This window comes from Sphingomonas sp. J344, from assembly GCF_024700005.1.
Taxonomy (GTDB): Bacteria; Pseudomonadota; Alphaproteobacteria; order Sphingomonadales; family Sphingomonadaceae; genus Sphingomonas.
The window spans coordinates 1705370-1730210 of record NZ_JAJONB010000001.1 but is presented as its reverse complement, the minus strand read 5'-3'; the positions used below and the strand labels follow the sequence as shown (position 1 = coordinate 1730210).

The window sequence follows — 24841 nt, the reverse complement described above, 5'->3', positions numbered from 1 at the left end:
CGCTCGTCAAACCGCGTCGATAGTTGGTCGAAACGCGATTTCAGCCCCTTGCCTCTCGTGTCTTGCTGGCATAGATCACCCATTTGACTACGAATGTAGTCGAGTGAGCCTGGAGAAAGACATGACCCTGTTGCACGCCGTATCGGCGATCGCCCTGATCGCTTCGGCACCGGCCTATGCGCAGGTCGCCGCTGCTGTCGATGACGGAGCGGAGCGCGAAGACACCGGCGGCGCGACGGCAGCGGCGGCGGGGCGTCAGGTGTTCGAGGCGGCGTATTTCGCGCCCTTCGCCCCCTCCACCGCGCTCGACATCGCCAATCGCGTGCCCGGCTTTGCGATTCAGGAAACCGATGCCGAAGTGCGCGGCTTCGGTTCGGCGGCCGGCAACGTGGTCATCAACGGCCAGCGCCCCAGTTCGAAGAGCGACCCGCTGACCACCATCCTTTCCCGCATTCCGGCCAGCCAGGTGCTGCGCGTCGAGCTCGGGCCGGGCGACGGGTTCGGCGCGGAATATGCGGGCAAGGCACAGGTGCTGAACCTGGTGCTCGGCAACCGCGGCGGCATGTCGGGCACGGTGACGGCGTCGGTGCTGCGCGACTATACCGGCAAGGTCGCGCCAGAGGGCAGCATCTCTACGCTGATCCGCAGCGGGCGATCGACGTTCAACGTCGCGCTGGCCCTCGACAACGACTTCACCACCGAGCACGGCTACGACCGGATCACTGCGGTGCCGAACGGTGCGCTGCTCGAATATCGGGTCAAGGAAAACCGGATCAACGCTCCCAATGGCGCGCTGTCGGCATCCTGGTCGTTCAACGACGGTGCATATCGCACCGCCAACCTCAACGGCCGCATCTTCCTGGACCGGTTCAAGCTGGATCAGGACAATGACGTAACCCCGGCGACCGGGCCAGTGCGCGACGACCGGCTGAGCCAGCGTTTCGACCGCGATATCTATGAGCTAGGCGGCGACGTCACGCGCCCCTTTGCCGGGGGCGGGATCAAGCTGATCGGCCTCGCCACGCGCCGCTACCGTGACAATCGCGAGCTGTCGCTCAATCGCATCACCGGTACCGTCACCGGCGGCTATGAGCAGGAGCTTGACGACACGCTGGAGGAGACGCTCGCGCGGCTCGTCTGGACCCGCCCCGACCTTGGCGGCTGGTCGGTCGAGACGGGCGCAGAGGGGGTGATCAACCGGCTGGAGAGCAAGGTCGACCTGTTCCTGCTCGGCGCGGGCGGGGCACGGACGCGGATCGACCTGCCGGTCGACGACGCGGTCGTGCTGGAGCGGCGCGGCGAACTGTTCCTCAACGCCGGACGCGGGATCGGCAAGGGGCTGCGGCTCGACCTGGGTGCGACCTTCGAAACGTCCCGCATCACCGTGTCGGGCGATGCGACGTCGGAGCGCGCGCTGAGCTTTCTCAAGCCCAAGCTGGTGCTCGACTGGCGATCGGGCAACTGGCACGTCAACTGGCTGGCCCAACGCTTCGTCGCGCAGCTGCAGTTCGAGGATTTCATCTCGAGCGCAGAGTTGAGCAACGACCGCGTCAATGGCGGCAACGCCAACCTCCTCCCCCAGCGCGGATGGGAGACTCAGCTGACGGTCGAGCGCAAGTTCCTGGGCGACGGGCTGATCAAGGTCGATCTCGGCTATCAGCGGGTCGAGAAGGTTCAGGATCGCGTACCGACCCCCGAAGGATTCGATGCGCCGGGCAATCTGGGCACCGGCCATGTCTATATCGCGCGCAGCCGAATCGACGCGCCGCTTGCCAAATTGGGCATCAAGGGCGGGCGGCTCAGCATCTATAATTCGATGGTCGCGACTTCGGTGCAGGATCCCTATACCGGCCGCGATCGGCCCTTTTCAGGTTATACCGGCTTCGTCCACGAAACCAGCTTTCGGCAGGATCTGGGCAGCTTCGCCTGGGGCTTTTCGGTCTTCGCCAACAGCGGCTCCAGCTTCTATCGCCGGAACGAGGTCGATGCGAACCGGATGGTCCCGCCCTATGTCACCGCCTTCGCCGAATGGCGGCCGTCAAAGGCGACGACGGTCACCTTTGCGCTCGACAATGCGACCGGAACCCCGGGGACGCGCGAACGGACTTTCTACACCCCGGATCGCTCCGCCCTCACGCCCACAGCGGTCGAATATCGCAGCCGCAACAAGCACATCGTGCCGTCGCTGACGGTGAAGCATAGCCTGGGATAACGGCTCATCGGGTTGCGGCGACCCAGCGCGCGATCAATGCGCCAAGCGCGGCGCGCTTCGTCTCGATCGTCGGGGGATCGCGCAACGTCACCACCCCGCGATCCGCTGCCGGCCAGCTGGCGAGACCATCGGGATCGGCGAAGCTGAAGCCTGCAACATCCCTGGATGCAACACCGCGATGCAGGACAATGCGGACCCCGCCCTTGCGCTCGATCCCCAGCGTGACCTTGTGATCCGCGCCGTCGCGAAAGCTGGGCGCGTTCCACTTGATTTCTTCGACCAACTCCGGGGCAGCGTCGATGACGATCGCGCGCAGGGCATCGACCATTGCCCGATCCCCCGGACCGAGCGCGTCAAGCCATGTTACGACGGCAGCGTTCAATGCCCCGCCTGCGGCCCGCGCTCGAGCCCGCTGGCAGCGAGCTGGGCGTCGATCATGGCCAGGAGGCGTTCCAGCGCTGCCTCGTCCTTCGCCTCGGCGCGGGCGACCAGCACGTCCTGGGTGTTCGACGCGCGCAGCAGCCACCAGCCATCGGGGGTATTGACCCGCGCACCATCGGTGTCGTTGACGTCCGCGCCCGAGTCCTTGAGCCGCGCCAGCACCTCGTCGATCACCGCGAACTTGCGGCTTTCATCGACTTGGAAGCGCATTTCGGGGGTGTTGACGATTGCGGGCATCGCGCTGCGGATGTCGCTCATCGACTGGCCGATCAGGTGCACCGCGTTGATCAGCTGGACCGCGGCATAATGTGCATCGTCGAACCCGTAATAATCCTGCGCGAAGAAGATATGGCCGCTCATCTCGCCCGCGAGCGGTGCGCCGGTTTCCTTCATCTTGGTCTTGATCAGGCTGTGGCCGGTCTTCCACATCAGCGGCTGGCCGCCCAGCTCGGCGATGCGGTCGTACAGTGCCTGGCTGGCCTTCACGTCCGCGATGATCGTCGCGCCGGGATCCTTGCGCAGCACAGGTTCGGCCAGAATGGACAGAAGCTGATCGCCCCAGATCACGCGGCCCTGCCCGTCGATCGCGCCGATCCGGTCGCCGTCGCCGTCGAAGGCCAGTCCGAAATCGAGGTTCTTCTCCGCGACCAGTGCCTTGAGGTGCGCCAGATTCTTCTCTTCGGTGGGATCGGGATGATGGTTGGGGAAATTGCCGTCCACATCGGTGAACAGCGTGTGATGCTCACCCGGAAGCAGCTGGACCAGCTTCTCGATCACCGGACCCGACGCGCCATTGCCGCAGTCCCAGCCGATGCGGAAGGTGCCGCCCGAATATCCCGCGAGCAGGCGACCGACATAATCGTCGAGGATATCGGCGTCGGCGACGGTGCCCTCGCCCTCTTCCCAATCGCCCTCCGCGGCCATCTTGCCCAGTGTCTGGATGTCGGCCCCAAAGAACGGACGGTGCTGAAACACCATCTTGAAGCCATTATAATCGCCGGGATTATGGCTTCCGGTTATCTGGATGCCACCATCCACTTCTAGTACCGCTTCGGCATAATAGAGCATCGGCGTTGCGCCGAGCCCGATCCGCACCACGTCGCAGCCCGACGCAGTCAGCCCCTCGATCAGCGCCGCCTCCAGCACCGGCGAGGAGACGCGCCCGTCGCGGCTGACCGCCACCCGATGTCCGCCCGCGCGGCGCAGCAGGGTGGCGAAGCCGCGCCCGATCGCGCGCGCATCGTCCGGCCCCAGCGTCTTGCCCACGATTCCGCGGATGTCGTACTCGCGCAGCGAGGTCGGATCGAAACGATGGGTCATTGGGCCTCCAGGGAAATCGACGCGCTTCATTTCGCGCGCGTTACGCAAAGTTCAACCGTCAAACGCGGCTGACAGCAATGCGTTTCAGTTTTTTGGTTTCAACAGCGTGTCGCGCGCAGCGTTGACTTGACGTGTCAGCTCGGGCGAGCCGCCGCGATCCGGATGGACATTGGCGATCAGACGGCGGTGCGCGGCGCGGATCTCGTCCGGCTGCGCACCCGGCGCGATGCCGAGGATTGAAAGGGCTTCCGCCTCCGCCGGATCGCGCGGCTGCGGCGCAGGTGGCGGCTTTGGGGTTCCGGGCATCGGGCGCCCCCAACCATGCCACAGTCGAAAGCCGAGCCAGCACACCAGCAGGGCGATCAGAAACTTCGCGATCATGCGAAGAGCGGCATCGCCGACTCAAGTTCGGGCAAGGCGAGGCCCGCCATCATCTCGCGCAGCTCCTGCCGCGCGGCGACATGGGCGAGGCCCATTTCGCCGAACTCGCGGCTGTCGAGCATTGTCAGCCCCTTGGGGAACAGCTCGCGATAGATCACGCGCTCCGACAGGCCGGGGATGACGCGGAAGCCGACGCGCTTGGCGAGCTGGTCGATCGCCTCCGACACGCGCTTCATGTTGCGCGCCTCGATATGCTGCATCCGGTTGCGCAGGACGACCCAGTCGATCGTCTGGCCGTCGGCCTTGGCGCGGCGCTTGCGCGAATCCCAGATCAGCTCCGAATAGAAGCTCGGCCGGGTGACCCGGAAGGTATCGGGATCGACCTGCCCGATCAGGTCGAAATCGACGAAGCTGTCGTTCATCGGCGTCACCAGCGTGTCGGCATTGGTGATCGCGATCCGCCCGAACTTGTCGTCGCGCCCCGGCGTGTCGATGATCAGGAAGTCGGTATCCTGCCCCAGCCGCTCCAGCGATTCGGAGAAGCGCGCGATATTCTCGCCATCATGCGTCTCGTACCGCGGCATCGGCAGCGGTCGTCCGGCGCGTTCCATCGTCTGAAGCCGATTGTCGAGATAGCGGCCCATCGTCCGCTGGCGATGGTCGAGGTCGAAACACGACACCCGCGCGCCCTTCATCGCGAGCGCGATCGCGGTGTGGACAGCGGTCGTGGATTTGCCGGTCCCGCCCTTTTCGTTGGCGAAGACGATCACGTGCAGCGAGTTCGATGCGTCGGTCACTCAACTTCCCTGATTGAACACCCGGCCCGCCCCCCATAGAAGGCCGCCCTTCGTTCCATATCCAAGGCATTGTGCGCGTGCAAACCATCCGTCAGCTCTCCGACCTCCGCGATGCCGTTTCGGGATTTCGCGCCAATGGGGAGCGGATCACCTTCGTTCCGACGATGGGCGCGCTGCATGCCGGGCATATGGCGCTGGTGGCCGAGGCGAAGCTGGCGGGACAGCGCGTGGTGGTGTCGATCTTCGTCAACCCCAAGCAGTTCGGCCCGAACGAGGATCTTGCCCGCTATCCGCGCAAGGAGATGGCGGATTCGCGGATGCTGTCCGAAGCCGGGGTCGACCTGTTGTGGATGCCGCCGGTCGAGGTGATGTACCCGGAGGGCCATTCGACCAATATCTCGGTCTCCGGGGTCAGCGAGCCGCTCGACGGCGCGGCGCGGCCGGGTCATTTCGACGGGGTCGCCACCGTGGTCGCCAAGCTGTTCAACCAGGTGAAGCCCGATATCGCGCTGTTCGGGGAGAAGGATTTCCAGCAGCTCGCGGTGATCCGCCGCATGGTCGCCGACCTCGATTTCGATATCGAGGTGCGCGGCGTGCCCACCCAGCGCGACGATGACGGCCTCGCGCTGTCGTCGCGCAACGCCTATCTCGCGCCCGAGGATCGTGCCGCCGCGGTCGCTCTGCCCCGCGCGCTCGGCGTGGCGGCGCGTGCGATCGAAAAGGGGGACGATGCTGCTGCCGTACTCGCCACTGCACGCGCATCGCTGGAAGCCGCTGGATTCGAAGTCGATTATGTCGAGCTGGTCGATGCCGACAGCCTCGCAGCACCTCTCCCCGGCCAGCCCCGCCGCCTGCTCGCCGCCGCGCGGATTTCGGGCACGCGCTTGATCGATAATGTTTCGGTGGCGACGCCGGAATGAACGGTAAACGCTGTTAACCTTTTGCTTACCATGAATGCCGCACTCTCGCCTCCATGATGAGAGCGATGAAAAGTGGGGCAAAGTCATGGGCAACAGCATTAAGAGCGCACAGTTCCTGATCGACAGCCGGCTGGCGGATGCGGCGCGCGGTAGCGCCGACGCGGCCTACGAACTCGGGATGGTCTATTCGAGCGGCGCGTCCGGCATCGACATGGACCTGATCGAAGCGCACAAATGGTTCAACATCGCCGCCCTCAAGGGCAGCGCCCAGGCGCCATACATGCGCGCCGAAGTCGCGGAAGAAATGACCGCGCGCGAAATCATCGAAGCGCAGAAACAGGCCCGCGCCTGGTTGCAGATGACGAGCCTTCGGGCGGCGTAACGCCCCTCCCAGAACGGCGTCATCCCGGGCTTGACCCGGGACCCCGCTTCTTCTGCCTTTGACAAGGCAGCTTGACCCCGGCTCAAGCCGGGGCGACGATAAGCTATTCCTTCTTCACCGCCGCCTTCTTCTTCGGCGCGGCTTTCTTGGCCGATGCCTTCTTTGCCGGAGCCTTGCGCCCGCCCTTCTTCTTGACGGGGCCGGCTGCAGCCTTGGCGTCGATGAGCTGGACGGCTTCGTCGAGCGTCAGCGCGGCCTGATCGACCGTCTTGGGCAGCGTCGCATTGGTGGTCCCGTCGGTGAGGTAGGCGCCATAGCGCCCCTCCATCAGCTTGATCTCCGCGCCCGACACCGGGTGCGCACCCAGCACCTTCAATGGCTCGCGCGACCCGCGCTGTGGCCGCCCGCCGCCCGCTGCCGCTTCGGCTAGCTTGACGACCGCGGCGTTCATGCCGGTTTCGAACACCTCTGCGGTCGAAGCCAGTCGCGCGTATTTGCCGTCATGCGCCAGATAGGGGCCATAGCGGCCAATCGATGCGGTGATCGGCTTGCCGCTTTCGGGATGGTCGCCGATCGTGCGCGGCAGGTTGAGCAATTTGACCGCCCAGTCGAGGTCCAGCTCGGGGATATCCTTGGGGATCGACGCGCGCGCCGCCTCCTTGCCCTCGCCGCGCTGGAAATAGGGACCGAACCGGCCCGAGCGGCGGCTGATTTCCTCACCCGTGCCGGGGTCGGTGCCGATCACTTCCGGCCCGCTGTCGCCACCGTCCGCGCCGCCCGGTTGGCCGAAGCGGCGGGTGAATTTGCAGTCGGGATAGTTTGAGCAGGCAACGAACGCGCCGAACTTGCCGCCGCGCAGCGCCAGCTTGCCGACCCCGCAGGACGGGCAGAGGCGCGGATCGGTCCCGTCGCCCTTGTCCGGGAAAAGATAGGGCTCGAGGAACTTGTCGAGCTCGGCGGTCACCTCACTCGGCTTCTGTTCCATCACCTCGTCGGTACGCGGGCGGAAATCCTTCCAGAAGGCTTCGAGCACCGCCTGCCAGCCCGCGCGACCGCCGGACACGTCGTCCAGCTCTTCCTCGAGTCCCGCAGTGAAGTCGTAATTGACGTATTTCTCGAAGAAGCGCTCGAGGAACGCGGTCAGCAGCCGCCCGGTCTCCTCGGCGAAGAAACGGTTCTTCTCGACCCGGACATAGGCGCGGTCCTTGAGCACCTGGATGATCGAGGCATAGGTCGAGGGGCGGCCGATGCCGAGTTCCTCGAGCCGCTTGACCAACGACGCTTCGGAGAAGCGCGGCGGCGGCTGGGTGAAATGCTGTTCGGCGTCGACCCCCTTCTTGGCGGGCGTGTCGCCGTTGCGGATCACCGGGAGACGGCGCGAATCCTCGTCGCCCTCGTCATCGCGGCCTTCCTCGTACAAAGCGAGATAGCCGGGAAAGATCACCACCTGTCCGGTCGCCCGCAGCGCGTCCTGTCCGGTCGGCTCCTCAAGCTCGACCGTGGTGCGCTCCATCCGGGCGCTCGACATCTGGCTCGCCAGCGCGCGCTTCCAGATCAGGTCATAGAGGCGCGCGTGATCGCCCGACCCGGCCTTGTCCTTGCTGAAATCGGTGGGCCGGATCGCTTCATGCGCTTCCTGCGCATTCTTGGCCTTGGACTGGTACTGGCGCGGCTTGTCGGGGATGTAGCTTGCCTGGTAGCGGTTCACGATCGCCTTGCGCGCCTCGTCGATCGCGCTGCCGTCCATCTGCACGCCGTCGGTGCGCATATAGGTGATCGCGCCATCCTCGTAGAGCGCCTGCGCGATTCGCATCGTGTGGCTGGCGGAGAAGCCGAGCTTGCGCGCCGCTTCCTGCTGGAGTGTCGAGGTAGTGAAGGGCGGCGGCGGGTTGCGCATCGCCGGTTTGGTCTCGACGCTGGCGACGGTGAAGCGACCCTGTTCGACCGCAGCCTTGGCGCGCATCGCCACGCCTTCGGTGCCGATCGACAGTCGGTCGAGCTTCTTGCCCTCGAAGCGGACGAGCCGCGCGTCGAACGCAGTCCCGTCATGTTCGAGATGCGCGGTGACCGACCAGTATTCCTGCGCCTTGAACAGCTCGATCTCACGCTCGCGCTCGACGATCAGACGCAGTGCGACCGATTGCACGCGGCCCGCCGATTTGGCGCCGGGCAGCTTGCGCCAGAGCACCGGGGACAAAGTGAAGCCGACCAGATAGTCGAGCGCACGGCGTGCGCGATAGGCGTCGATCAGGTCGGTATCGAGCTGGCGCGGCGCAGCCATCGCCTGGGTCACCGCCGCCTTGGTGATCGCATTGAAAGTGACGCGCTCGACCTCCTTGGGGAGCGCCTTCTTCTTCGCCAGCACTTCCTGAACATGCCAGCTGATCGCCTCCCCTTCGCGATCGGGGTCGGTGGCGAGGATCAGGCGATCGGCTTTTTTTGCCTCGTCGGTGATCGCCTTGAGCTGCTTGGCCTTGTCGGGATAGGTCTCCCAATCCATCGCAAAGCCGTCATCGGGCTGCACCGAACCGTCCTTTGCGGGGAGGTCGCGGATATGGCCGTAGGAGGCGAGGACGCGATAGTCCTTGCCCAGATATTTCTCGATGGTTTTCGCCTTGGCAGGCGATTCGACGATGACGAGCTGCATGAGATCGGGTGGTCCTTACGTGTACGCGCGAGGATGGGGAGGCTGAATAGCGGGCGTCAAGCAGAACGCCACCCCCTCTTAACTCCGATCGTCTATAAGAGTCGGAAGAGGGTGGGCAGATGGTCTCTATCGAACGGCTGATTGACGAACATGCGCGGATTACTGCGATGGCGAACGCGCTGATGCGCGACGCGGCGAACGCGTCGGGTGCGGAGCTGCATGCGGCGATCGTCGCACTCGACACCGAACTCGCCGCGCATCTCGCGACCGAGGATCTCGACGTTTATCCGCATCTCCTGTCCGCCGGTGACCTTGCCCAGCGCGAGGCGGCGGAGATCGCGATGGGCGATTTCGAGAAGCTCGCCGCCCAGTGGCGCGCCTATGTCAGCGACTGGACCGCCGAGGAGATCGAAGGCGATCGTGAATTGTTCGTCGAGGCGAGCAAGCGGATGCTCTCGGCACTGGCCGCGCGGGTGCGGATCGAGAACGAGATCCTCTACCCGCTCGCGCTCGCGTGCGGCACGATCACCCTGCGTGAGGCGAGCGCGCGGATGATGGCGCGATAACCCGCTTCGCCCTGCACGATATTCAGGCGAAAATGTCTTCGTGTCCCCCGCGCGGCGGTGCCGTCAGGCGGTAAACTGCGCCCGCCACTGCCCATCCCGCCATCGTCACGACGCCGAAGACGAGGTTCGCGACCACCCTGAACTCGATCGATTCATATTCGATGCCCTGGTCTAGAATGATGGTGCCGAACATCCCGACGAGCAGCGCAACGATCGGGAACAGCAGGATCGCATGCACGACCACGAGCGGCCACGCCGACCGGCGCGTGCGATGCCAGCTTCCGACGATGCTGTCGATCGGACCGGTGCGCTCAACCGCTGCCATCCCGATCGCTGCCGAAGTCCGGGCCGCCAGATAGAGACCCGGCAGCAGCAACAGGAAATAGCCCAATCCGCAAATCAACCAGATCCCGAACTGCAGCCCGATCACGGTAAACGGCGCAACCACGCCGCCGACCCACCCACCGCCCACATCGCCAAAGGCCTGGCGGAACAGGAGATATTGCAACAAGCCCTGCAGAAGTACGGGCGCGATCAGCATCGTGGCTTGCGCACTCCATGATTCGTCGTGATCCTCGATCCAGATCCCGAACACCACATAGATTGCGGTCGCGACGATGAAGGCCAGTGCGTGCGCCCCGATCAGCGCCGAGGCTTCGCCGAGAACTTCCGCAATCTCCAGCCGATTCAGAATCATCGATACTCACCGCAAACTGACCCGCCCGCCGGCATGCCGCTCCAGCCGTCCGGCGAGTTCGAGTTCGAGCAGCACCAGCTGCACCGCCGCGCCGGGCAGGCCCGACTGACGGATCAGCTCGTCGACGGGCACCGGGACCGGGCCGAGCAACCCCTCTACCCGGTCACGCCCGGCGGCATCGGGCTCCACCGGGGGCTCCGTGCCGAAGCCGGAAACCGGCGCGCGGACCGCGCGCGGATCGATCGGGCGGATCATTTCAAGGATGTCATCGACGCCCTGCACCAACGTTGCGCCCTCGCGGATCAGCAGGTTGCAGCCCTGTGCGCGCGGATCGAGCGGCGAACCGGGGACCGCCATCACCTCCCGCCCCGCCTCAGCCGCGATGCGCGCGGTGATCAGCGATCCGGAGCGCGGCGCGGCCTCGACCACCACCGTGCCATGCGCCAGCCCCGCGATGATGCGGTTGCGGGAGGGGAAGTGGCGGGCGAGCGGTTCGGCCCCCGGCGGCTGTTCGGCGATCAACAGGCCCTGATGCGCGACCCGTTCCTGCAACTCGGCATTTTCGGGCGGAAAGGCGATGTCGATCCCACTGGCGATCACGCCCGCGGTTCCGCTGGCGAGCGATCCGACATGTGCCGCAGTGTCGATCCCGCGCGCGAGACCCGAAACCACGGTCACACCCGCCTCCCCCAATCCCTGAGCCAGCTGGCGCGCGAAGCGACAGGCAGCGGCCGAAGCGTTGCGCGCGCCGACCATCGCGACACAGGGCCGGAACAACAGGCCGGTATCGCCGCGCACGATCAGTGCGGGCGGGGCGTTTTCCAGCTCCGCAAGCAAGGCCGGATAATCGGGATCGTCGAGGAACAGATAACGTGCACCAAGCCGTTCCACCGTTGCCAGCTCACGCCGGGCGAGCGTGGGATCGGCGAGCGTCGGGGCCGCGCCGCCACCGCACGACGCCAGTCCGGGCAGCGCGTCGAGCGCGGCCTGCGCATCGCCGAAGCGCGCAATCAGCTGGCGATAGGTGACCGGCCCGATGCGCGGCGACCGGATAAGGCGAAGTCGGGCGAGGCGCGCGGCCTCATCAGCCATGCTTGCGCCCGATGCGCGGTTCGGTCCCGGCGAGCAGCCGCTCGATATTCTCGCGATGCTTCCACAGCACGATTGCCGCGAGCGCGACGAGCAGCATGGTGAGATCGAAACGGTCCATCAGCGCAGCGCTGACCGGTGCGCTCATCGCCGCAACCATCCCGGCGACCGATGAAATGCGGAGCAGCGCGAGCAGCCCGAGCCACACCGTCGCAAAGACCAGGCCGCAAGGCCAATGGAGCGCGAGGACGATGCCCATCAGCGTCGCGACGCCCTTGCCCCCCTTGAACTTCAGCCAGACCGGATAGCAATGGCCGACAAACGCCCCGGCCGCGGCGAGCACGCCAAGGCCCGGCCAAAGTGCCTCGACGATCCACACCGCCGCCGCACCCTTGAGCATGTCGAGCAGCAACGTCGCCGCCGCCAGCCCCTTGCGTCCCGTGCGCAGGACGTTGGTCGCGCCGATATTGCCCGATCCGATCTGGCGCAGGTCACCGGCCCCGGCGATCCGGGTCAGGATGACCCCGAACGGGATCGAGCCGAGAAGATAGCCGAGCGCGATGGCGAGCACCGGCGCGAAATTGGCGAGTTGCGTCTGCATGAGTCCCCTTGCTTGGACAAAGGCTAGGTGCTTCGGTAAGCGCACGCAACAATCTCGATCAGCGGACGCATGTGCATGGCCGACACCCGGCCCCTTCTCTTTTTCGATTCGGGCGTGGGCGGGCTGTCGGTACTGGCACCGGCGCGCGTTCTGCTGCCGCATGCGCCTCTGGTCTATGTCGCCGACGTCGCCGGTTTTCCTTATGGGACGCGCAGCGAAGGGGAGATCGCCGCGCGCGTCCCGGCGCTGCTGGGGCGGCTGGCGGAACGCTACAAGCCGCGCCTGATCGTGATCGCATGCAACACCGCATCGACCATCGCGCTGACCCATGTCCGCGCCGCACTCGACGTGCCGATCGTCGGCACCGTCCCCGCGATCAAGCCCGCCGCCGAACTTTCGCGGACGCGGGTGATCGGCGTGCTCGGGACCCAGGCAACGGTGCGCCAGCCCTATGTCGACGATCTGACCGCACGCTTCGCCGCCGATTGCACCGTGCTGCGCCACGGGAGCGCCGAACTGGTCGAGCTGGCCGAAGCGAAATTGCGGGGCGGGACGAGCGATCCGTCGCGGTTTCGCGCGGTGCTGGCCGGGCTGATCGACCAGCCGGGCGGAGATCGCATCGATGTGATCGTCAACGCCTGCACCCATTTCCCGTTGGTCGAGGCCGAACTTGCAGCGGTTGCACCGCATCCGCTGCATTTCGTCGATGGCGGGCCGGGAATCGCACGGCGCATCGCCCACCTGACGCAGGGACAGGAATGGCCGACCAGCCCCACCCCCGGCATCGCGGTGTTCACCGCGACGCCCGACCCCGCGCTGATGCCAGCGGTCGCCACCTACGGCCTGGATCGGATCGAGACGCTGTGATTCTGCGCCGCGAGCTTGCCTGGGTCGCGCTCGCCTGGCTTGCGGCGATGCTGATCGCATTCCGCGATCCGGTGTTGAGCGGGTTCGACCTGGGCTTTGGCGATCGCGCCGACGGGATCATCGAGATCAGCCTGCTCGAACATTGGCGCAACGTGCTGATGGGGGCATCGGCGTGGAACCAGCCGATCTATTTCCACCCGCATCCCGGCACGCTGGGCTATAATGACGGCTATTTCCTGTTCGGCCTCGTCTATTCCTTCTGGCGGATCTGGTTCGACCCGTTCCTTGCCGACACGCTCAACGCCGCGACATTCAAGACGATCGGCTTTGTCGCAAGCTGGTGGCTCGTCCGCCGGACCCTCGGCTGGCAGGCGCCGGTCGCGCTGCTGGTCGCGGCGCTGTTCACGATCAACAATGCAATGGCGCTCCAGGCAGTGCATGCCCAGTTGCAGAGCATCGCGCTGTTGCCCGTGGCGATCATCCTGGCGATCGATGCCGTGCGCGCGGAGGTGGCGGGGCGGCGCACCAGGGCACGGATTTCCGGCGTCCTGCTCGCACTGCTGCTCGCCGCATGGCTGATCACCGGCTTCTACATGGCGTGGTTCACCATCTGGTTCGGCTGCGTGTTCGTCGCGTGCTGGCTGGTTTCGACAGGCAACTGGCGTCCCGTCGCCGCGCTGTCGCTGGCCCGCGCCCATATCGGCACACTCGCCATCTGCGGGGTCGTCTTCGCCGTTGCCGTGCTGCCCTTTCTGTCGGTCTATCTCGCCAAGGCGGGGGAGACGGGCGGGCATGGCTATTGGAAGATGCTGGGCTATCTCGTCACGCCTATCGACCTGATCAATACCGGCCCCGACAATCTCCTGTGGGGCTGGATCCAGCGCGCGTTGCGGGCGCTGCTCGGCCTGTTCGCGCCCGATCCCGATGTTGCACGCCGTGTGTTCGGCGGTGAGCATGAATCGGGCTTCCCGCTTCTGCTGTTCGTGCTGGTCGCGGTGGCGGCGTGGCGCGTGTTGCGGCGACGCATCCCCGCCGATCCCGTGCTGTTCGCCTTTACCCTGGCGGTCGTCGTCAGCTGGGCGCTCACGCTCCAGCTGTGGGTCGTATCGCCCTGGGGTGCGGTGTTCCACCTCGTCCCCGGCGCGAAGGGGATGCGGGTCGTGCTGCGCTACCAGGTCTTTCTGGTGCTGCCGGTACTGCTGCTCGTTGCCGCAGTCTGGCGCGATCGACTGATCGCGTTGCTCGATGCGAAGCGCCTCGTCGCGCTCGCGCTTGTCGGCGTGTTGCTGGCCGAACAGCTCAATGGCTTTTCCGCCGCCCAGCTCAGTCGAAACGCCTATTGGGAGCCGCTGACCCGGGTGCCGCCGCCACCGTCGGGCTGCCGCGCCTTCTACGCGGTGCAGACGCGCGTGGGCGAGCCGCTGTACCGCAGCGCGGCGATGCACGCGAAACACCCGCATAACGACGATTCGATGCTGCTCGCCCAGCTATGGCAGGTGCCGACGCTGGGCGGATATTCGACCTTTCAGCCGAAGGACTGGGTGTTCGCCGATCCGCTGGCCAGCGACTATGACATGCGGGTGGCGGGCTATATCGCCGCGCACAGGCTGACCGGCGTGTGTCGGCTCGACATGCGCCAGCCGCAACCGTGGCGGCGCGTCAGCTGATCGTCAGCGGAGCGGAATCGCGGGGGTCGCCGCCATCGTCTTGACCCGCTGCGCATAGACCTCCGCCATTGCCAGGTGCGCATGGCGCGCGCCCGCATCGTCGGCGCGTTCGGCGCGTTCGCGCTCGGCACGCTCGCGCTGTGTGTAGTAATCGACGTCCGTCTGCGACATCCTTGATCTCCCAATTCTGCGTTCAGCGGGAGCGCGATGGTCTCTCAGCTGCGGAAATGCCCGGAGTCCCGTTCCACAGTGCCCGGACCTATAGCAGATTTCGCCCGTCGAGTCCTGATCTGGGGCAAGCGCCGGCGTAACGAAGAGTCGATCACGATGATCAAAAGTTAGGGCATTGCCCTAGTGGCGCAGCGCTCGAAAAATCGCTAACGGGTCAGAATGACCAGCGAGGCACCCCCGCGCGCGGTAGATTATTCGCGCGTATTCAACCAGGCGATCGACCGGCTTCATGCCGAAGGACGCTATCGCGTCTTCATCGACATTCTGCGCAACAAGGGGATGTTCCCCAATGCGCGCTGCTTTGCCGGGCATAACGGGCCAAAGCCGATCACCGTGTGGTGCTCGAACGACTATCTCGCCATGGGCCAGCACCCCAAGGTGATCGCAGCGATGGAAGAGGCGCTGCACGACGTGGGTGCGGGTTCCGGCGGCACGCGCAACATCGGCGGCAATACCCATTATCACGTCCATCTCGAGGCCGAGCTGGCCGACCTTCACGGCAAGGAAGCGGCGTTGCTGTTCACCAGCGGCTACGTCTCGAACGAGGCGACGCTGTCGACGCTGGCCAAGGTGCTGCCCGGCTGCATCATCTATTCGGACGAGCTCAACCATGCCTCGATGATCGCGGGCATTCGCAATTCGGGGTGCGAGAAGCGGGTGTGGCGGCACAATGACCTCGACCATCTCGAGGAGTTGCTCGCCGCCGACGATCCATCGGTGCCGAAGCTGATCGCGTTCGAGAGCGTCTATTCGATGGACGGCGACGTCGCCCCGCTCCACGCGATCTGCGACCTGGCCGACAAATATAACGCGCTGACCTATCTCGACGAAGTGCACGCGGTCGGCATGTATGGCGCGCGCGGCGGCGGGATTTCGGAGCGCGACGACGCGGCATCGCGGCTGACGATCATCGAGGGGACTTTGGGCAAGGCATTCGGGGTGATGGGCGGCTATATCGCTGCAGATCGCACCATTGTGGATGTGATCCGCAGCTATGCGCCCGGTTTCATCTTCACCACCTCCCTCTCGCCGGTGCTGGTCGCCGGTGCGCTGGCATCGGTGCGCCACCTCAAGCAATCGAGCGAGGAGCGCGACGGGCAGCAGGCAGCGGCGGCGAAACTGAAGACGATGTTCGCCGATGCCGGCCTTCCGGTGATGGACAGCGTCACGCATATCGTCCCGCTGATGGTGGGCGATCCGGTTCGCGCCAAGAAGATCAGCGACATCCTGCTCGCCGAATACGGCGTCTATGTTCAGCCGATCAACTATCCGACCGTTCCGCGCGGTACGGAACGGCTGCGCTTCACCCCCGGACCGGCGCATGACGAAGCCATGATGGCGGAACTGACCGGGGCTCTGGTCGAGATCTGGGAACGGCTGGAACTGCGTGCGGCAGCCTGATGCGTGGCGTTTCCTCCCGGTGCCGCGCCCCGGCACCGGGAAGGGATAACGTTAAGAATCAGCGCGCGACAGCGACCGCCGCAACATTGACTCCCGCAGCTTCCAGCTCGCGTTCGGCCTGCGTGAAGCCATAGGCCGGAACGATCTCGCCCGCACGATCGCTCGCTTCGGCCCAGCGCGCGGCGAGCTGCTCCCCGCATCCGCGCCGCCGCCGATCTGGATGCCATCGGTCAGCGTCACATTGGCAGTCGCGAAATGCCCCGCGCCAGCGCACAGGATCGCGCGGGTCGGCGCGTCCTCACCTACCAGAGCGAGCAGGCCGGGGCTGACCAGCGCCGGGTCAAGGGCGGCAAGGCTCGCATCCGACAGCACGCCTTCAGTCATGCCCGTCGCCGCAGTCGGCGCGAGGCAGTTGACGCGGATGCCGTATTTCTCGCCCTCGATCGCCAGCGTCTGCATCAGCCCGACCAGCGCCATCTTCGCAGCGCCGTAATTGGCCTGGCCGAAATTGCCGTAGAGCCCTGAGGACGAGGTGGTCATCACGATGCGGCCATAGCCCTGTCCGCGCATGATCTCCCACACCGCCTTGCTCGCAATCGCCGCGCCCATCAGATGCACGTCCACCACCAGCCGGAAATCGTCCATCGTCATCTTGGCGAAGCTCTTGTCGCGCAGGATTCCGGCATTGTTGACCAGAATGTCGATCCGCCCCCAGGCATCAATGGTCGATGCGACGATGTGCGACACCGCCCATTCGTCGGTGACCGAACCGGCCAACGCCAGCGCCTTGCCGCCCTGCGCCCCGATCTCGGCGGCGACGCGCTGCGCCGCGTGTTCGCTGAGGTCGTTGACGACCACCCGCGCGCCCTTGCCCGCGAGGTAGAGCGCATGCGCGCGCCCCAGCCCGCCACCGGCTCCGGTAACGATCGCAATCCGGCCTTCGAGCGACATTGAACCATCTCCCATAATATTCGCTAACGCGTGAGTGAATGTCTTGACTAGGGGTAAACCCTCGTGATCGGCAAGGCTAGCCCCTGCCCCGCCCCCGGGTTTCGCAGATCTGGCGAAAACCGGCGGCCATGAATGCAGCCATGCGTTCCTTGACTGCCGCAAAATCGTTGGACCGACACAAGCCACCCGACAGCTTGTCGATGCGTCCCGTACGCGCCAGCGTGACCATCAGCGCGCCAGTCACGAAGTGATAGCCCCAGAAAATATCCTCTTCGGCACAATCGGGCAGCGCTTTTTTCAGCAGGCCGATCAGACGCAGGACAACGGGATCGAAATGCGCGTCCATCAGCTCGGCACCCCATTCGGGCGTGTTCGCCACCAATGCACCGAGCGCGCCGTAATTCTTCCAGCCCTCGCCGCCCTCGATATAGAGGTCGAGATCGGTGTCCAGAAAGGCGTGGAGCGCACCTTCCAGCGTCGGCTTGCCGCCGGTCGCGGCGTCGTATTCGTCGAGCGCGCGCAGCCGCCGTTCGCTGGTCACCACCGCGCGACGGGCGAACACCGCGTCGAACAGCTTCTTCTTGTCCTCGAAATAATAGTTGAGCAGCGTGTGGTGCACGCCGACGCGCTTGGCGACGTCCTTGAGCGTCACTCCGTGCAGCCCGTGCTTCGAGAACAGATACTCCGCCTCGTCGAGGATCTGCTCCATCGTCTCCGCGCGCTGTTCAGCCTTGGTCGAGCGGCGGCGCGGCTTGGGCTTGTCGGGCGTCTGTTCCGGCACTGGGCGTTCTTCCCCCTGTTGCCCGGACGCGGACGGATCGCCGCGCGCCGGGTCGAACAAGGTCTCAAGCGCTTCCATATTGAGACCGCAAGCTATTCTTGTCGATTTTGCCGGTTGGAGCGAGCGGCATCGCGTCGAGACGCACCACCGCATCGGGAATCCACCACGACGCGACCCGTCCGCGCAAGGGGGCGAGCAGTTCGGCGTCGCTCAGCGCATCGTCCTGCATTTCGACCAGCAGCAGAGGGCGTTCGCCCCATTTGGCGTCCTCGCGCCCGATCACGGCGGCGAGCGATACCTGCGGCAGCGCGCCGACCACCGCCTCGATCTCGGCGGGATTGATCCATTCGCCGCCGGATTTGATCAGATCCTTGGCGCGGCCGGTGATGATGAGGTTGCCCTGCGCGTCGATGCGGGCGAGGTCGCCGGTCGCGAACCAGCCGTCGGCGTCGGTCGCGGGAGCATCCTGCCCGAAATAGCGGTCCACCACGGCAGCGCCGCGCACGCGCAGATGGCCTTCGGCATCGCGCTGCTGCGGCAGTGCCACGCCATCGGCATCGGTCAGCAACAGGTCGACGCCGATCGCCGGGCGGCCGGAGACCGCCGCCGTCCGCTGCGGATCGTGCGGCGGCGCGACGGTGCCCGAGGGCGACAGTTCGGTCATGCCCCAGCTGGTCTGGACCGTGACACCTAGGACGCGCTCGATCCGCTCCATCAACGCTGGAGCGAGCGGCGATCCCCCAACGATGATACGCTCCAGGCTGGGCAGCGACTCGCCGGTCGCCTCGAGATGTTCGGCGACACCCAACCACACGGTCGGCACTGCGACGCCGATCGTCACCTCCGCCGCGGCGATCAGCCGGGCGAGGCTCGCGCCATCGGTCGCGCGTCCGGGGAGCACCAGCCGCCCACCCGCTGCGGGCAGCGCGAAGGGCAGCCCCCAGGCATTGGCGTGGAACATCGGCACCACCACCAGCACGCTGTCGGTCGACCGGATCGCCATCACATCGGCCTGAAGGCAGCGCAGCGTGTGCAGGAAGCTGGCGCGGTGGGTGTAGGTCACGCCCTTGGGCGCGCCGGTCGTGCCGGAGGTGAAACACAGGCCGCACGGCGTCGTTTCAGCGAAATCGCCCCATACCGCTCCACCGGGTGCGGTCGCGATCAGCGGTTCCAGCGCGGTGACAGCACACGTCCCCGCCGTCTGAACATCGGCTTCACCGTCGATCACCAGCATCAGAGACAGGTCCGGCACGCGCTCGGCGATGGCACGCGCGAGCGGCTGGAGATCGGCGCTGACGATCATCACCCGCGCACCCGACTGCACGACCATATCGGCAAGCTGCGCCGCAGTCAGGCGCGGGTTGAGCGTGTGGCAGACCGCGCCCATGCCCATGATCGCATACCATGTCTCGACATGCGCCTGGCTGTTCCACGCCAGCGTCGCCACGCGATCCCCCTGCCTGACGCCAAAGCTGGTCAGCAGCGACGACACCGCCAGTGCGCGGTCCCGCAGCCCGGCATAGCCGATCCGGTCGATCCCGCCGCCGTCCCGCGCAGTGACGACCTCCGCATCCGGATGCCATTTGGCGGCGTGGTGCAGGAACTTGTCCAGCGTCAGCGGATAATCCTGCATGCTTCCGTCGATCATCGGCAACCCGTCGCCTTGTTGAGGACCGGCGAGGCGACGCCGGTGTTCCAGTTCCATGGCTGATCGCCCGCCGCGCGGCGGCGGCACATCGCCGCTTCGTGCAGCGCGAACATGCCGGGCATCAGCCGCGTTCCCGGCTGGGGCTTGCCTGCGAAGTTCATGTAGTTGGCAGGCTTGCCATAGGCCTCCCATGCCGGCTGGCCGTCCGCGACCGGGGTGCCGCTGCGCGCAAAGCTCGCCCAATAGGACAGCATCGCGTCCGACAGGCGGCGGTTGGTCACGTCATCGGGAACCTTGGGCCAATAGGGGGCGTGCGGCTGGCGGTGCCGAACACATAGGGGATTTCGGCAGCATGAAAGGCGTGGAGCCCATTCTCGTCCGCCGCCGGATAGCCATGGTCGAACAGGTAGAGATAGGCGCGCTGCCCGATCGTCGTCTGGCCGATCGCGAGCCGCATCGAGGTCCAGCCGTAGAGCGCGTCGCGCGTCGTCGCGAGCAGCGACTCCTTGATGTTGCTCGACGGGTAAAGCCGCAGGAGATGCTCGGCGAGGTCACCATAACGCGCGCGAACTGCCGCCTCATACGCCTCGGCGGACGCGGGCGCGGGCGGCAGCAGCACCGTCAGCGACCGGATCTCGCCCGAGTTGAACCCGGTCAGCACCGGCACCTTGGCCTGTTCGCCATGGTCCCAGATCGCGACCAGCTGGCGGGTCAGCGTCCTGCCGTCGACCGTCCCCCATGGGCCATAGCCCTTGGTCGCGGCCTCGACCGTCAGCTTCTCCGCGTCCATCGCGCGCAGCCCGGCAAGGTCGCGCGCGCCGACCGCCGCCATGATCTGGCTCCCCGCCGCTTCGGCCGAGGGCAGGCCGTGCGCGCCGCGCTTCAGCTCAGGCGTGGTGATCATGTACGCGCTCTGCGCCACCGCCTTGTGGAACAGGCCGCGCGCCTGCGGGCTGGCCATCAGATACATGACGCTGAGCGCCCCGGCGGACTCGCCCGCGATGGTGACGTTGCCCGCATCGCCACCAAACGCCGCGATGTTGCGCTGTACCCATTTCAGCGCCGCGATCTGGTCGAGCAGTCCGTAATTGCCCGACACGCCGTCCTGCGACTCCGCGCTCAGTTCGGGGTGGGCGAGATAGCCGAGGATGCCGAGCCGGTAGTTGATCGACACCACGATTATGTTGCCGCGCTGGGCCATCCGCGCGCCGTCATACATGGATTCATGGCCATAGCCCGCGACCAGCGCGCCGCCGTGGATCCATACGAACACCGGCAGGTCCTTGCCCTCCGCTGGCGCCCAGATGTTGAGCGTCAGGCAATCCTCGCTGACCTTGTCGAGCGGGTTGGTATAGATGCCGGCATTGCGGTTGCGCGGCTGAACACAGGCGGTGCCGAACGCGGTCGCCTTGCGCACCCCCTGCCAGTCCGGGGCCGCAACCGGCGGTTTCCAGCGCAGCGGGCCGACCGGCGGCTGCGCATAGGGGATGCCGCGAAAGATCCGGACGCCGCCCTGCTCCACCCCCTCGACCGTGCCGACCGGCGCGGTGACCCGCGGATGGGCCAGCGCGGGCGCGGCGAACAGCAGCGCGATCAGGACGATCAGCCGCTTCACGCCGCCGCCTCCCCGCGCTTCAGCCGCCGCGCGAGCGCCACGAACAATCCGATCGCGATCAGATAGAAGGGGGTGAGCGTGTAGAGCGCGCTTTGCAGACTCTGCGTATCGCCCTGCGCCTTGAACCAGTCGCTTGCGAACCCGACCCAGGTCGGGCCGAGACCAAGGCCGATGAAGTTCATGATCAGCAGCAGCAGCGCACCCGACAGTACGCGCTGATTGGGGCGCACCTCTTCCTGCACCAGCGCAACCGAGGCCGAGAGGTAGAAATAGTTGAACACCATCACCACCGCGAGCAGCGCCAATGCGAGCGGCCAGCCCGGTGCCCAGACAAAGCCGATGTAAAAGGGCATCGCCACCGCCAGTGACGCGGCCGGGGCAACCGCATAGCCGCTACGCGATTTCCGGGTCATCGCGTCGATCACCCGGCCCGATACGACCATCCCGCCGCCCATGCCGATCAGCAGGACCAGCGCGTACCAGACCGCGACGTCGCCCAGCACCATGCCCTTTTCGCGCATCAGATAGAGGACCGCGAAATTGCCCAGGCCATAGGTGACGAACTGGGTCGCACCGCTCCCAAGCGCCGCGAGCATCAGCACCGGGTTGGAAAGGAACGCGCCGACCGTGGGCCAGAACGGCGCCTTGTCGTCCGCACTCGCCGCGCGTGCGCCATCCATCGCGCCCTTTTGCGGCTCGCGGATCGTCAGCCACACGAACGCAGCCGTGACCACGCCGATCGCGCCGACGATGATGAAAGGCAGCCGCCAGCCATAATGTTCGGCGATCGCCGCGCCGAACGCGACGCCCGCCGCCGCACCGATCGCCGGACCCAAGTTGAAGATGCCCAGCGCCGCCGCGCGCTTGCCCGGCGGGTAGGTGTCGGTGATGATCGCATAGGATGGCGGGACGCCGCCGGCCTCGCCGAATCCTACCGTCATCCGCGCGATGACCAGCTGCGTATAGTTGGCCGCCATGCCGCATGCGACCGTCGCCCCGCTCCAGATCGCGCAGGCAAGGCTGAGCACCCCGACGCGGCTGGTGCGGTCGGCGAACCACCCCACGGGGATCGCGATGAAGCAATAGAACATCGCGAAATAGAGGCCGCCGATGAGTCCCAACTGGGTGTCGGTGACATTCAGCGAATCCTGGATCGGCTTGGCGAGGATGCCGATCAGCTGCCGGTCGAGGAAATTGAGCACATAGACGAAGGTGAGCGTGACCAGCACGAACCACGGTCGGTTCGCGGGTGACGGACGGCCGGTGTCGCCACCGGCCGTCGCTGCATCAGAGGCCATAGCCAAGGCGGATCCCCACGGTGCGCGGGCGCAGCGTGCCGAAGCGGCTCACCAGGAACGCCTCGGGGTGGATGTACACGACCGAATGATCGTCGAAGAGATTCTCGACATAGAGATTGGCCGAGAGCGACCCCTTCTTGACCCCCAGATTGAGGTTCACATTGGCATATTCGTCGGTCTTGCCGAACGTCGCGAGGCGCAGGTTCGGGTTGCCCGGCGTGTTCGGGAACGAGCTGTTGTAAGACCCCACATATTGCGCGTTGATCGCGAAGGTGCCGCGCGCGCTATCCCCCAGGTCGAAGCCATAGGAGATGTACGCCGCACCCTGCAACCGCGGTGCCGACAGACGATGGCCGAGCACCGCGCCCGAGATCGTCGCCTCGGTCGGGGTCAGCTTGGTGATCTTGGAGTCGTTATATGCGGCGTTGAGACCGACGAAGACATCCTTGGCCGGGATCACGCCGATTTCGACCTCGAACCCCTTGCTACGCGCGGCGCCGATATTGGTGGCGAACTGGACCGAGTCCGAGCGGCGGTTGGCCTGGGCCTGGATGTTGCTCCAGTCGATCAGGTAGAGCGCGGCGTTCATCGTCACCCGACCGTCGAGCCAGCGCGCCTTGGCACCGATTTCGTAGCTCTTGAGGTCGTCCGAGTCCGCACCGTAGGGGATGATAATGTCGGTCGGGTCGGTCAGGCTGGCGGCACCGGCGCGGGCATTGACGATCGGCGCGCGGAAGCCAGTCGAGAAGGTGGCGTAGGTGGTGATCGCCTCGCTCGGCTTCCAGCTCGCGCTCGCCTTCCATGACGGAGCCGATCCGGTCGCCTTGACCCCGGCCGCTGCGGCATAGGGGGTGAAGGTGGCGGGATTGAAGTTCACCGGAATGCCGAACAGCGCATAGGTGAAATAGTTGAACCCGCCCGCCGTCGCGAGATAGCCGCCCGCCTCGGTAAATGCCTGTGCCGAGGTGCGGCCATAGCGCATGCCGCCAGTCAGCCAGAATTTGGGCGAGAAGCGATAGGTCAGCTCACCGAACCCGGCCAGCTCGTCGCTCTTCGAATGCGTGTAGAGCTTCTGATAATATTGATCGGGCAGGCCGGTGATCCCGCGCGCCGCGAGGAATTGCGGGTTGGAGCGGTAGAAAAAGTCCACGTCGCGGCGGCGGTGCATGTAGAAGCCGCCAATGGTGAATTCGAACGGGCCGTCGAGCGACGACACCAGCCGCGTTTCCTGCACGAACACCTTGTCATAGGCGTCGGCGTCGAGGCCGAACGCGATCGGCGCGCCGGGGAACGAGCCGGGCGCGAAGGTGCCGGCCAGGTCGACATAGAATTTCTGGTCGAAATCCGAATAGGTCGATGAGCTGGTCAGGCGGGCGAAATCGAATTCATATTCGACCGTGCCGTTGATGATCGTCTGCTTTCCGGTGAAGCGGTCCGGCTGATCCGACACGCGCTTCTCGCGGCCGAGCGACGGGCTGGTGAGCGAGCTGTCCTTGGGATCGCTGTCCTCATAGGACCCCATCACGCGCACCGACAGCCGGTCGGTCGGCTTCCACAGCGCGATGACGCGCCCGCCCCAGTTGATCAGCTTGTTCGAATTCTTCACGCCCGTCCCGACATTGTCGAGATAGCCGTCTTCGTTGCGATAGAAGCCCACCGCGCGCACCGCCAGCGTGTCGCTGACGATCGGCAGGTTGACCATGACATTGTAACGCTGCCGGAAGCTGTCCGATCCGGTCAGCGCGAGATCGACCTGCCCTGCCATGTCGAACGACGACAGATTGGGGTTCTTGGTCAGAATGCGCATCGCACCCGACAGCGATCCCGACCCGAACAGCGTGCCCTGCGGACCGCGCAGGAACTCGACGCGCTCGACGTCGAACAGGGTCGGGTCGACCACCGTCGTGTTGCCGATCGTCGAGATCGGCAGTTCGTCGATATAGACCGCGACCGAGCTCTGCAGGTTCGCGTTATAGCCGTTGGTGGCGATGCCGCGTGCAGTGAAATTGTTGAAATTCTGGGTCGGGCGGTTGAGCACGACGCCCGGCGTTTCGCGGGCGATCCCCTCGAACCCGACAATGCCCTTTTCGGTCAGCTCTTCCTGCTGGAACGCGCTGATGCTGAGCGGCACGTCCTGGATGCGCTCGGCGCGGCGGGTGGCGGTGACGACCACTTCATCGTCGCCCTGAGCGGCGGTGTCGCCGGCCGGGGCGTCCTGCGCCGCAGCGGACATCGGAACCGTGAACAGCGTGACCGCGCACGCGGTCGCCAGAAGCCTTGCCCTCATCCTTACCTCTCCTCGATGCCGTCGATCATGCGTCGACTTGCT

General features: G+C 65.9%; 22 protein-coding genes and 1 pseudogene. 7 read left to right on the top strand and 16 right to left on the bottom strand.

Going from position 1 to position 24841, the window contains the following annotated elements:
- Window positions 1-121: 121 nt before the first annotated feature.
- The gene (locus LRS12_RS08815; RefSeq protein WP_257844256.1) at window positions 122-2212 is read left to right on the top strand and encodes a TonB-dependent receptor; all 2091 of its coding nucleotides are present in this window, start codon (window positions 122-124) and stop codon (window positions 2210-2212) included.
- 4 nt (window positions 2213-2216) lie between these two features.
- On the opposite strand, the gene LRS12_RS08810 is transcribed toward LRS12_RS08815, so the two are convergent.
- The 4 genes from LRS12_RS08810 to LRS12_RS08795 form a co-directional block, all read right to left on the bottom strand.
- A complete protein-coding gene (locus LRS12_RS08810; RefSeq protein ID WP_257844255.1) occupies window positions 2217-2540 on the bottom strand; it encodes a DUF1801 domain-containing protein in 324 nt (107 codons plus the stop codon).
- Window positions 2541-2590: 50 nt separating this feature from the next.
- Window positions 2591-3973: a phosphoglucomutase/phosphomannomutase PgmG gene (pgmG, locus tag LRS12_RS08805; RefSeq protein ID WP_257844254.1), complete on the bottom strand. Its 1383-nt coding sequence runs from the start codon at window positions 3971-3973 to the stop codon at window positions 2591-2593.
- An 84-nt stretch (window positions 3974-4057) separates the two neighbouring features.
- Window positions 4058-4354, bottom strand: a complete 297-nt coding sequence (locus tag LRS12_RS08800) for a J domain-containing protein (RefSeq protein ID WP_374580635.1) — start codon at window positions 4352-4354, stop codon at window positions 4058-4060.
- The gene (locus tag LRS12_RS08795; protein ID WP_257844253.1) at window positions 4351-5151 is read right to left on the bottom strand and encodes a division plane positioning ATPase MipZ; all 801 of its coding nucleotides are present in this window, start codon (window positions 5149-5151) and stop codon (window positions 4351-4353) included. Before LRS12_RS08795 ends, LRS12_RS08800 begins: the two co-directional genes overlap by 4 nt.
- 77 nt (window positions 5152-5228) lie before the next feature.
- Here LRS12_RS08795 and panC point away from each other — a divergent pair, with 77 nt between their 5' ends.
- Both panC and LRS12_RS08785 read left to right on the top strand, forming a co-directional pair.
- Entirely contained in the window at window positions 5229-6071 is an 843-nt protein-coding gene (panC, locus tag LRS12_RS08790; protein WP_257844252.1) for a pantoate--beta-alanine ligase, read from the top strand.
- Window positions 6072-6156: 85 nt separating this feature from the next.
- Window positions 6157-6453: a hypothetical protein gene (locus LRS12_RS08785; RefSeq protein WP_257845472.1), complete on the top strand. Its 297-nt coding sequence runs from the start codon at window positions 6157-6159 to the stop codon at window positions 6451-6453.
- 103 nt (window positions 6454-6556) lie between these two features.
- Here LRS12_RS08785 and topA read toward each other — a convergent pair whose 3' ends face one another.
- Complete coding sequence (gene topA / locus LRS12_RS08780) at window positions 6557-9100, bottom strand: type I DNA topoisomerase (protein WP_257844251.1); 2544 nt, start codon at window positions 9098-9100, stop codon at window positions 6557-6559.
- Window positions 9101-9219: 119 nt separating this feature from the next.
- Here topA and LRS12_RS08775 point away from each other — a divergent pair, with 119 nt between their 5' ends.
- Entirely contained in the window at window positions 9220-9666 is a 447-nt protein-coding gene (locus LRS12_RS08775) for a hemerythrin domain-containing protein (protein WP_257844250.1), read from the top strand.
- A gap of 22 nt (window positions 9667-9688) precedes the next feature.
- Here the strand turns inward: LRS12_RS08775 and LRS12_RS08770 are convergent, their stop codons facing one another.
- From LRS12_RS08770 to plsY, 3 genes are read right to left on the bottom strand one after another with little or no spacing between them, the layout of a single operon-like run.
- A complete protein-coding gene (locus LRS12_RS08770) occupies window positions 9689-10363 on the bottom strand; it encodes a hypothetical protein (RefSeq protein ID WP_257844249.1) in 675 nt (224 codons plus the stop codon).
- Between the two features lie 6 nt (window positions 10364-10369).
- Window positions 10370-11455 (bottom strand): DNA-processing protein DprA, encoded by a 1086-nt coding sequence (dprA, locus tag LRS12_RS08765; protein WP_257844248.1) that lies wholly within the window; start codon window positions 11453-11455, stop codon window positions 10370-10372.
- A complete protein-coding gene (plsY, locus tag LRS12_RS08760; RefSeq protein ID WP_257844247.1) occupies window positions 11448-12053 on the bottom strand; it encodes a glycerol-3-phosphate 1-O-acyltransferase PlsY in 606 nt (201 codons plus the stop codon). Before plsY ends, dprA begins: the two co-directional genes overlap by 8 nt.
- 75 nt (window positions 12054-12128) lie before the next feature.
- Here plsY and murI point away from each other — a divergent pair, with 75 nt between their 5' ends.
- Together murI and LRS12_RS08750 are read left to right on the top strand one after the other, a co-directional pair.
- Window positions 12129-12920, top strand: coding sequence for a glutamate racemase (gene murI, locus LRS12_RS08755; protein WP_257844246.1), 792 nt, complete (start codon window positions 12129-12131; stop codon window positions 12918-12920).
- Window positions 12917-14587, top strand: a complete 1671-nt coding sequence (locus LRS12_RS08750) for a hypothetical protein (RefSeq protein ID WP_257844245.1) — start codon at window positions 12917-12919, stop codon at window positions 14585-14587. Before murI ends, LRS12_RS08750 begins: the two co-directional genes overlap by 4 nt.
- A gap of 3 nt (window positions 14588-14590) precedes the next feature.
- Here LRS12_RS08750 and LRS12_RS08745 read toward each other — a convergent pair whose 3' ends face one another.
- Window positions 14591-14758, bottom strand: coding sequence for a hypothetical protein (locus LRS12_RS08745; RefSeq protein ID WP_257844244.1), 168 nt, complete (start codon window positions 14756-14758; stop codon window positions 14591-14593).
- Window positions 14759-14977: 219 nt separating this feature from the next.
- On the opposite strand from LRS12_RS08745, the gene hemA reads away from it, so the two are divergent.
- Window positions 14978-16219, top strand: a complete 1242-nt coding sequence (gene hemA, locus LRS12_RS08740; RefSeq protein WP_257844243.1) for a 5-aminolevulinate synthase — start codon at window positions 14978-14980, stop codon at window positions 16217-16219.
- 58 nt (window positions 16220-16277) lie between these two features.
- Here the strand turns inward: hemA and LRS12_RS08735 are convergent.
- From LRS12_RS08735 to LRS12_RS08710, 7 genes and pseudogenes are all read right to left on the bottom strand, one after another.
- A pseudogene (locus LRS12_RS08735) lies at window positions 16278-17170 on the bottom strand (SDR family NAD(P)-dependent oxidoreductase).
- Between the two features lie 76 nt (window positions 17171-17246).
- Complete coding sequence (locus tag LRS12_RS08730) at window positions 17247-18029, bottom strand: TetR/AcrR family transcriptional regulator (protein ID WP_257844242.1); 783 nt, start codon at window positions 18027-18029, stop codon at window positions 17247-17249.
- A complete protein-coding gene (locus LRS12_RS08725; protein WP_257844241.1) occupies window positions 18016-19599 on the bottom strand; it encodes an AMP-binding protein in 1584 nt (527 codons plus the stop codon). Before LRS12_RS08725 ends, LRS12_RS08730 begins: the two co-directional genes overlap by 14 nt.
- Window positions 19596-19880 (bottom strand): hypothetical protein, encoded by a 285-nt coding sequence (locus tag LRS12_RS19965; protein WP_308222994.1) that lies wholly within the window; start codon window positions 19878-19880, stop codon window positions 19596-19598. Before LRS12_RS19965 ends, LRS12_RS08725 begins: the two co-directional genes overlap by 4 nt.
- A complete protein-coding gene (locus tag LRS12_RS08720) occupies window positions 19877-21214 on the bottom strand; it encodes a carboxylesterase family protein (protein WP_308222993.1) in 1338 nt (445 codons plus the stop codon). Before LRS12_RS08720 ends, LRS12_RS19965 begins: the two co-directional genes overlap by 4 nt.
- Entirely contained in the window at window positions 21211-22512 is a 1302-nt protein-coding gene (locus LRS12_RS08715; protein WP_257844240.1) for an MFS transporter, read from the bottom strand. The genes LRS12_RS08720 and LRS12_RS08715 overlap by 4 nt, the downstream gene beginning before the upstream one ends.
- Entirely contained in the window at window positions 22502-24799 is a 2298-nt protein-coding gene (locus tag LRS12_RS08710; protein WP_257844239.1) for a TonB-dependent receptor, read from the bottom strand. Before LRS12_RS08710 ends, LRS12_RS08715 begins: the two co-directional genes overlap by 11 nt.
- Window positions 24800-24841: the final 42 nt, after the last annotated feature.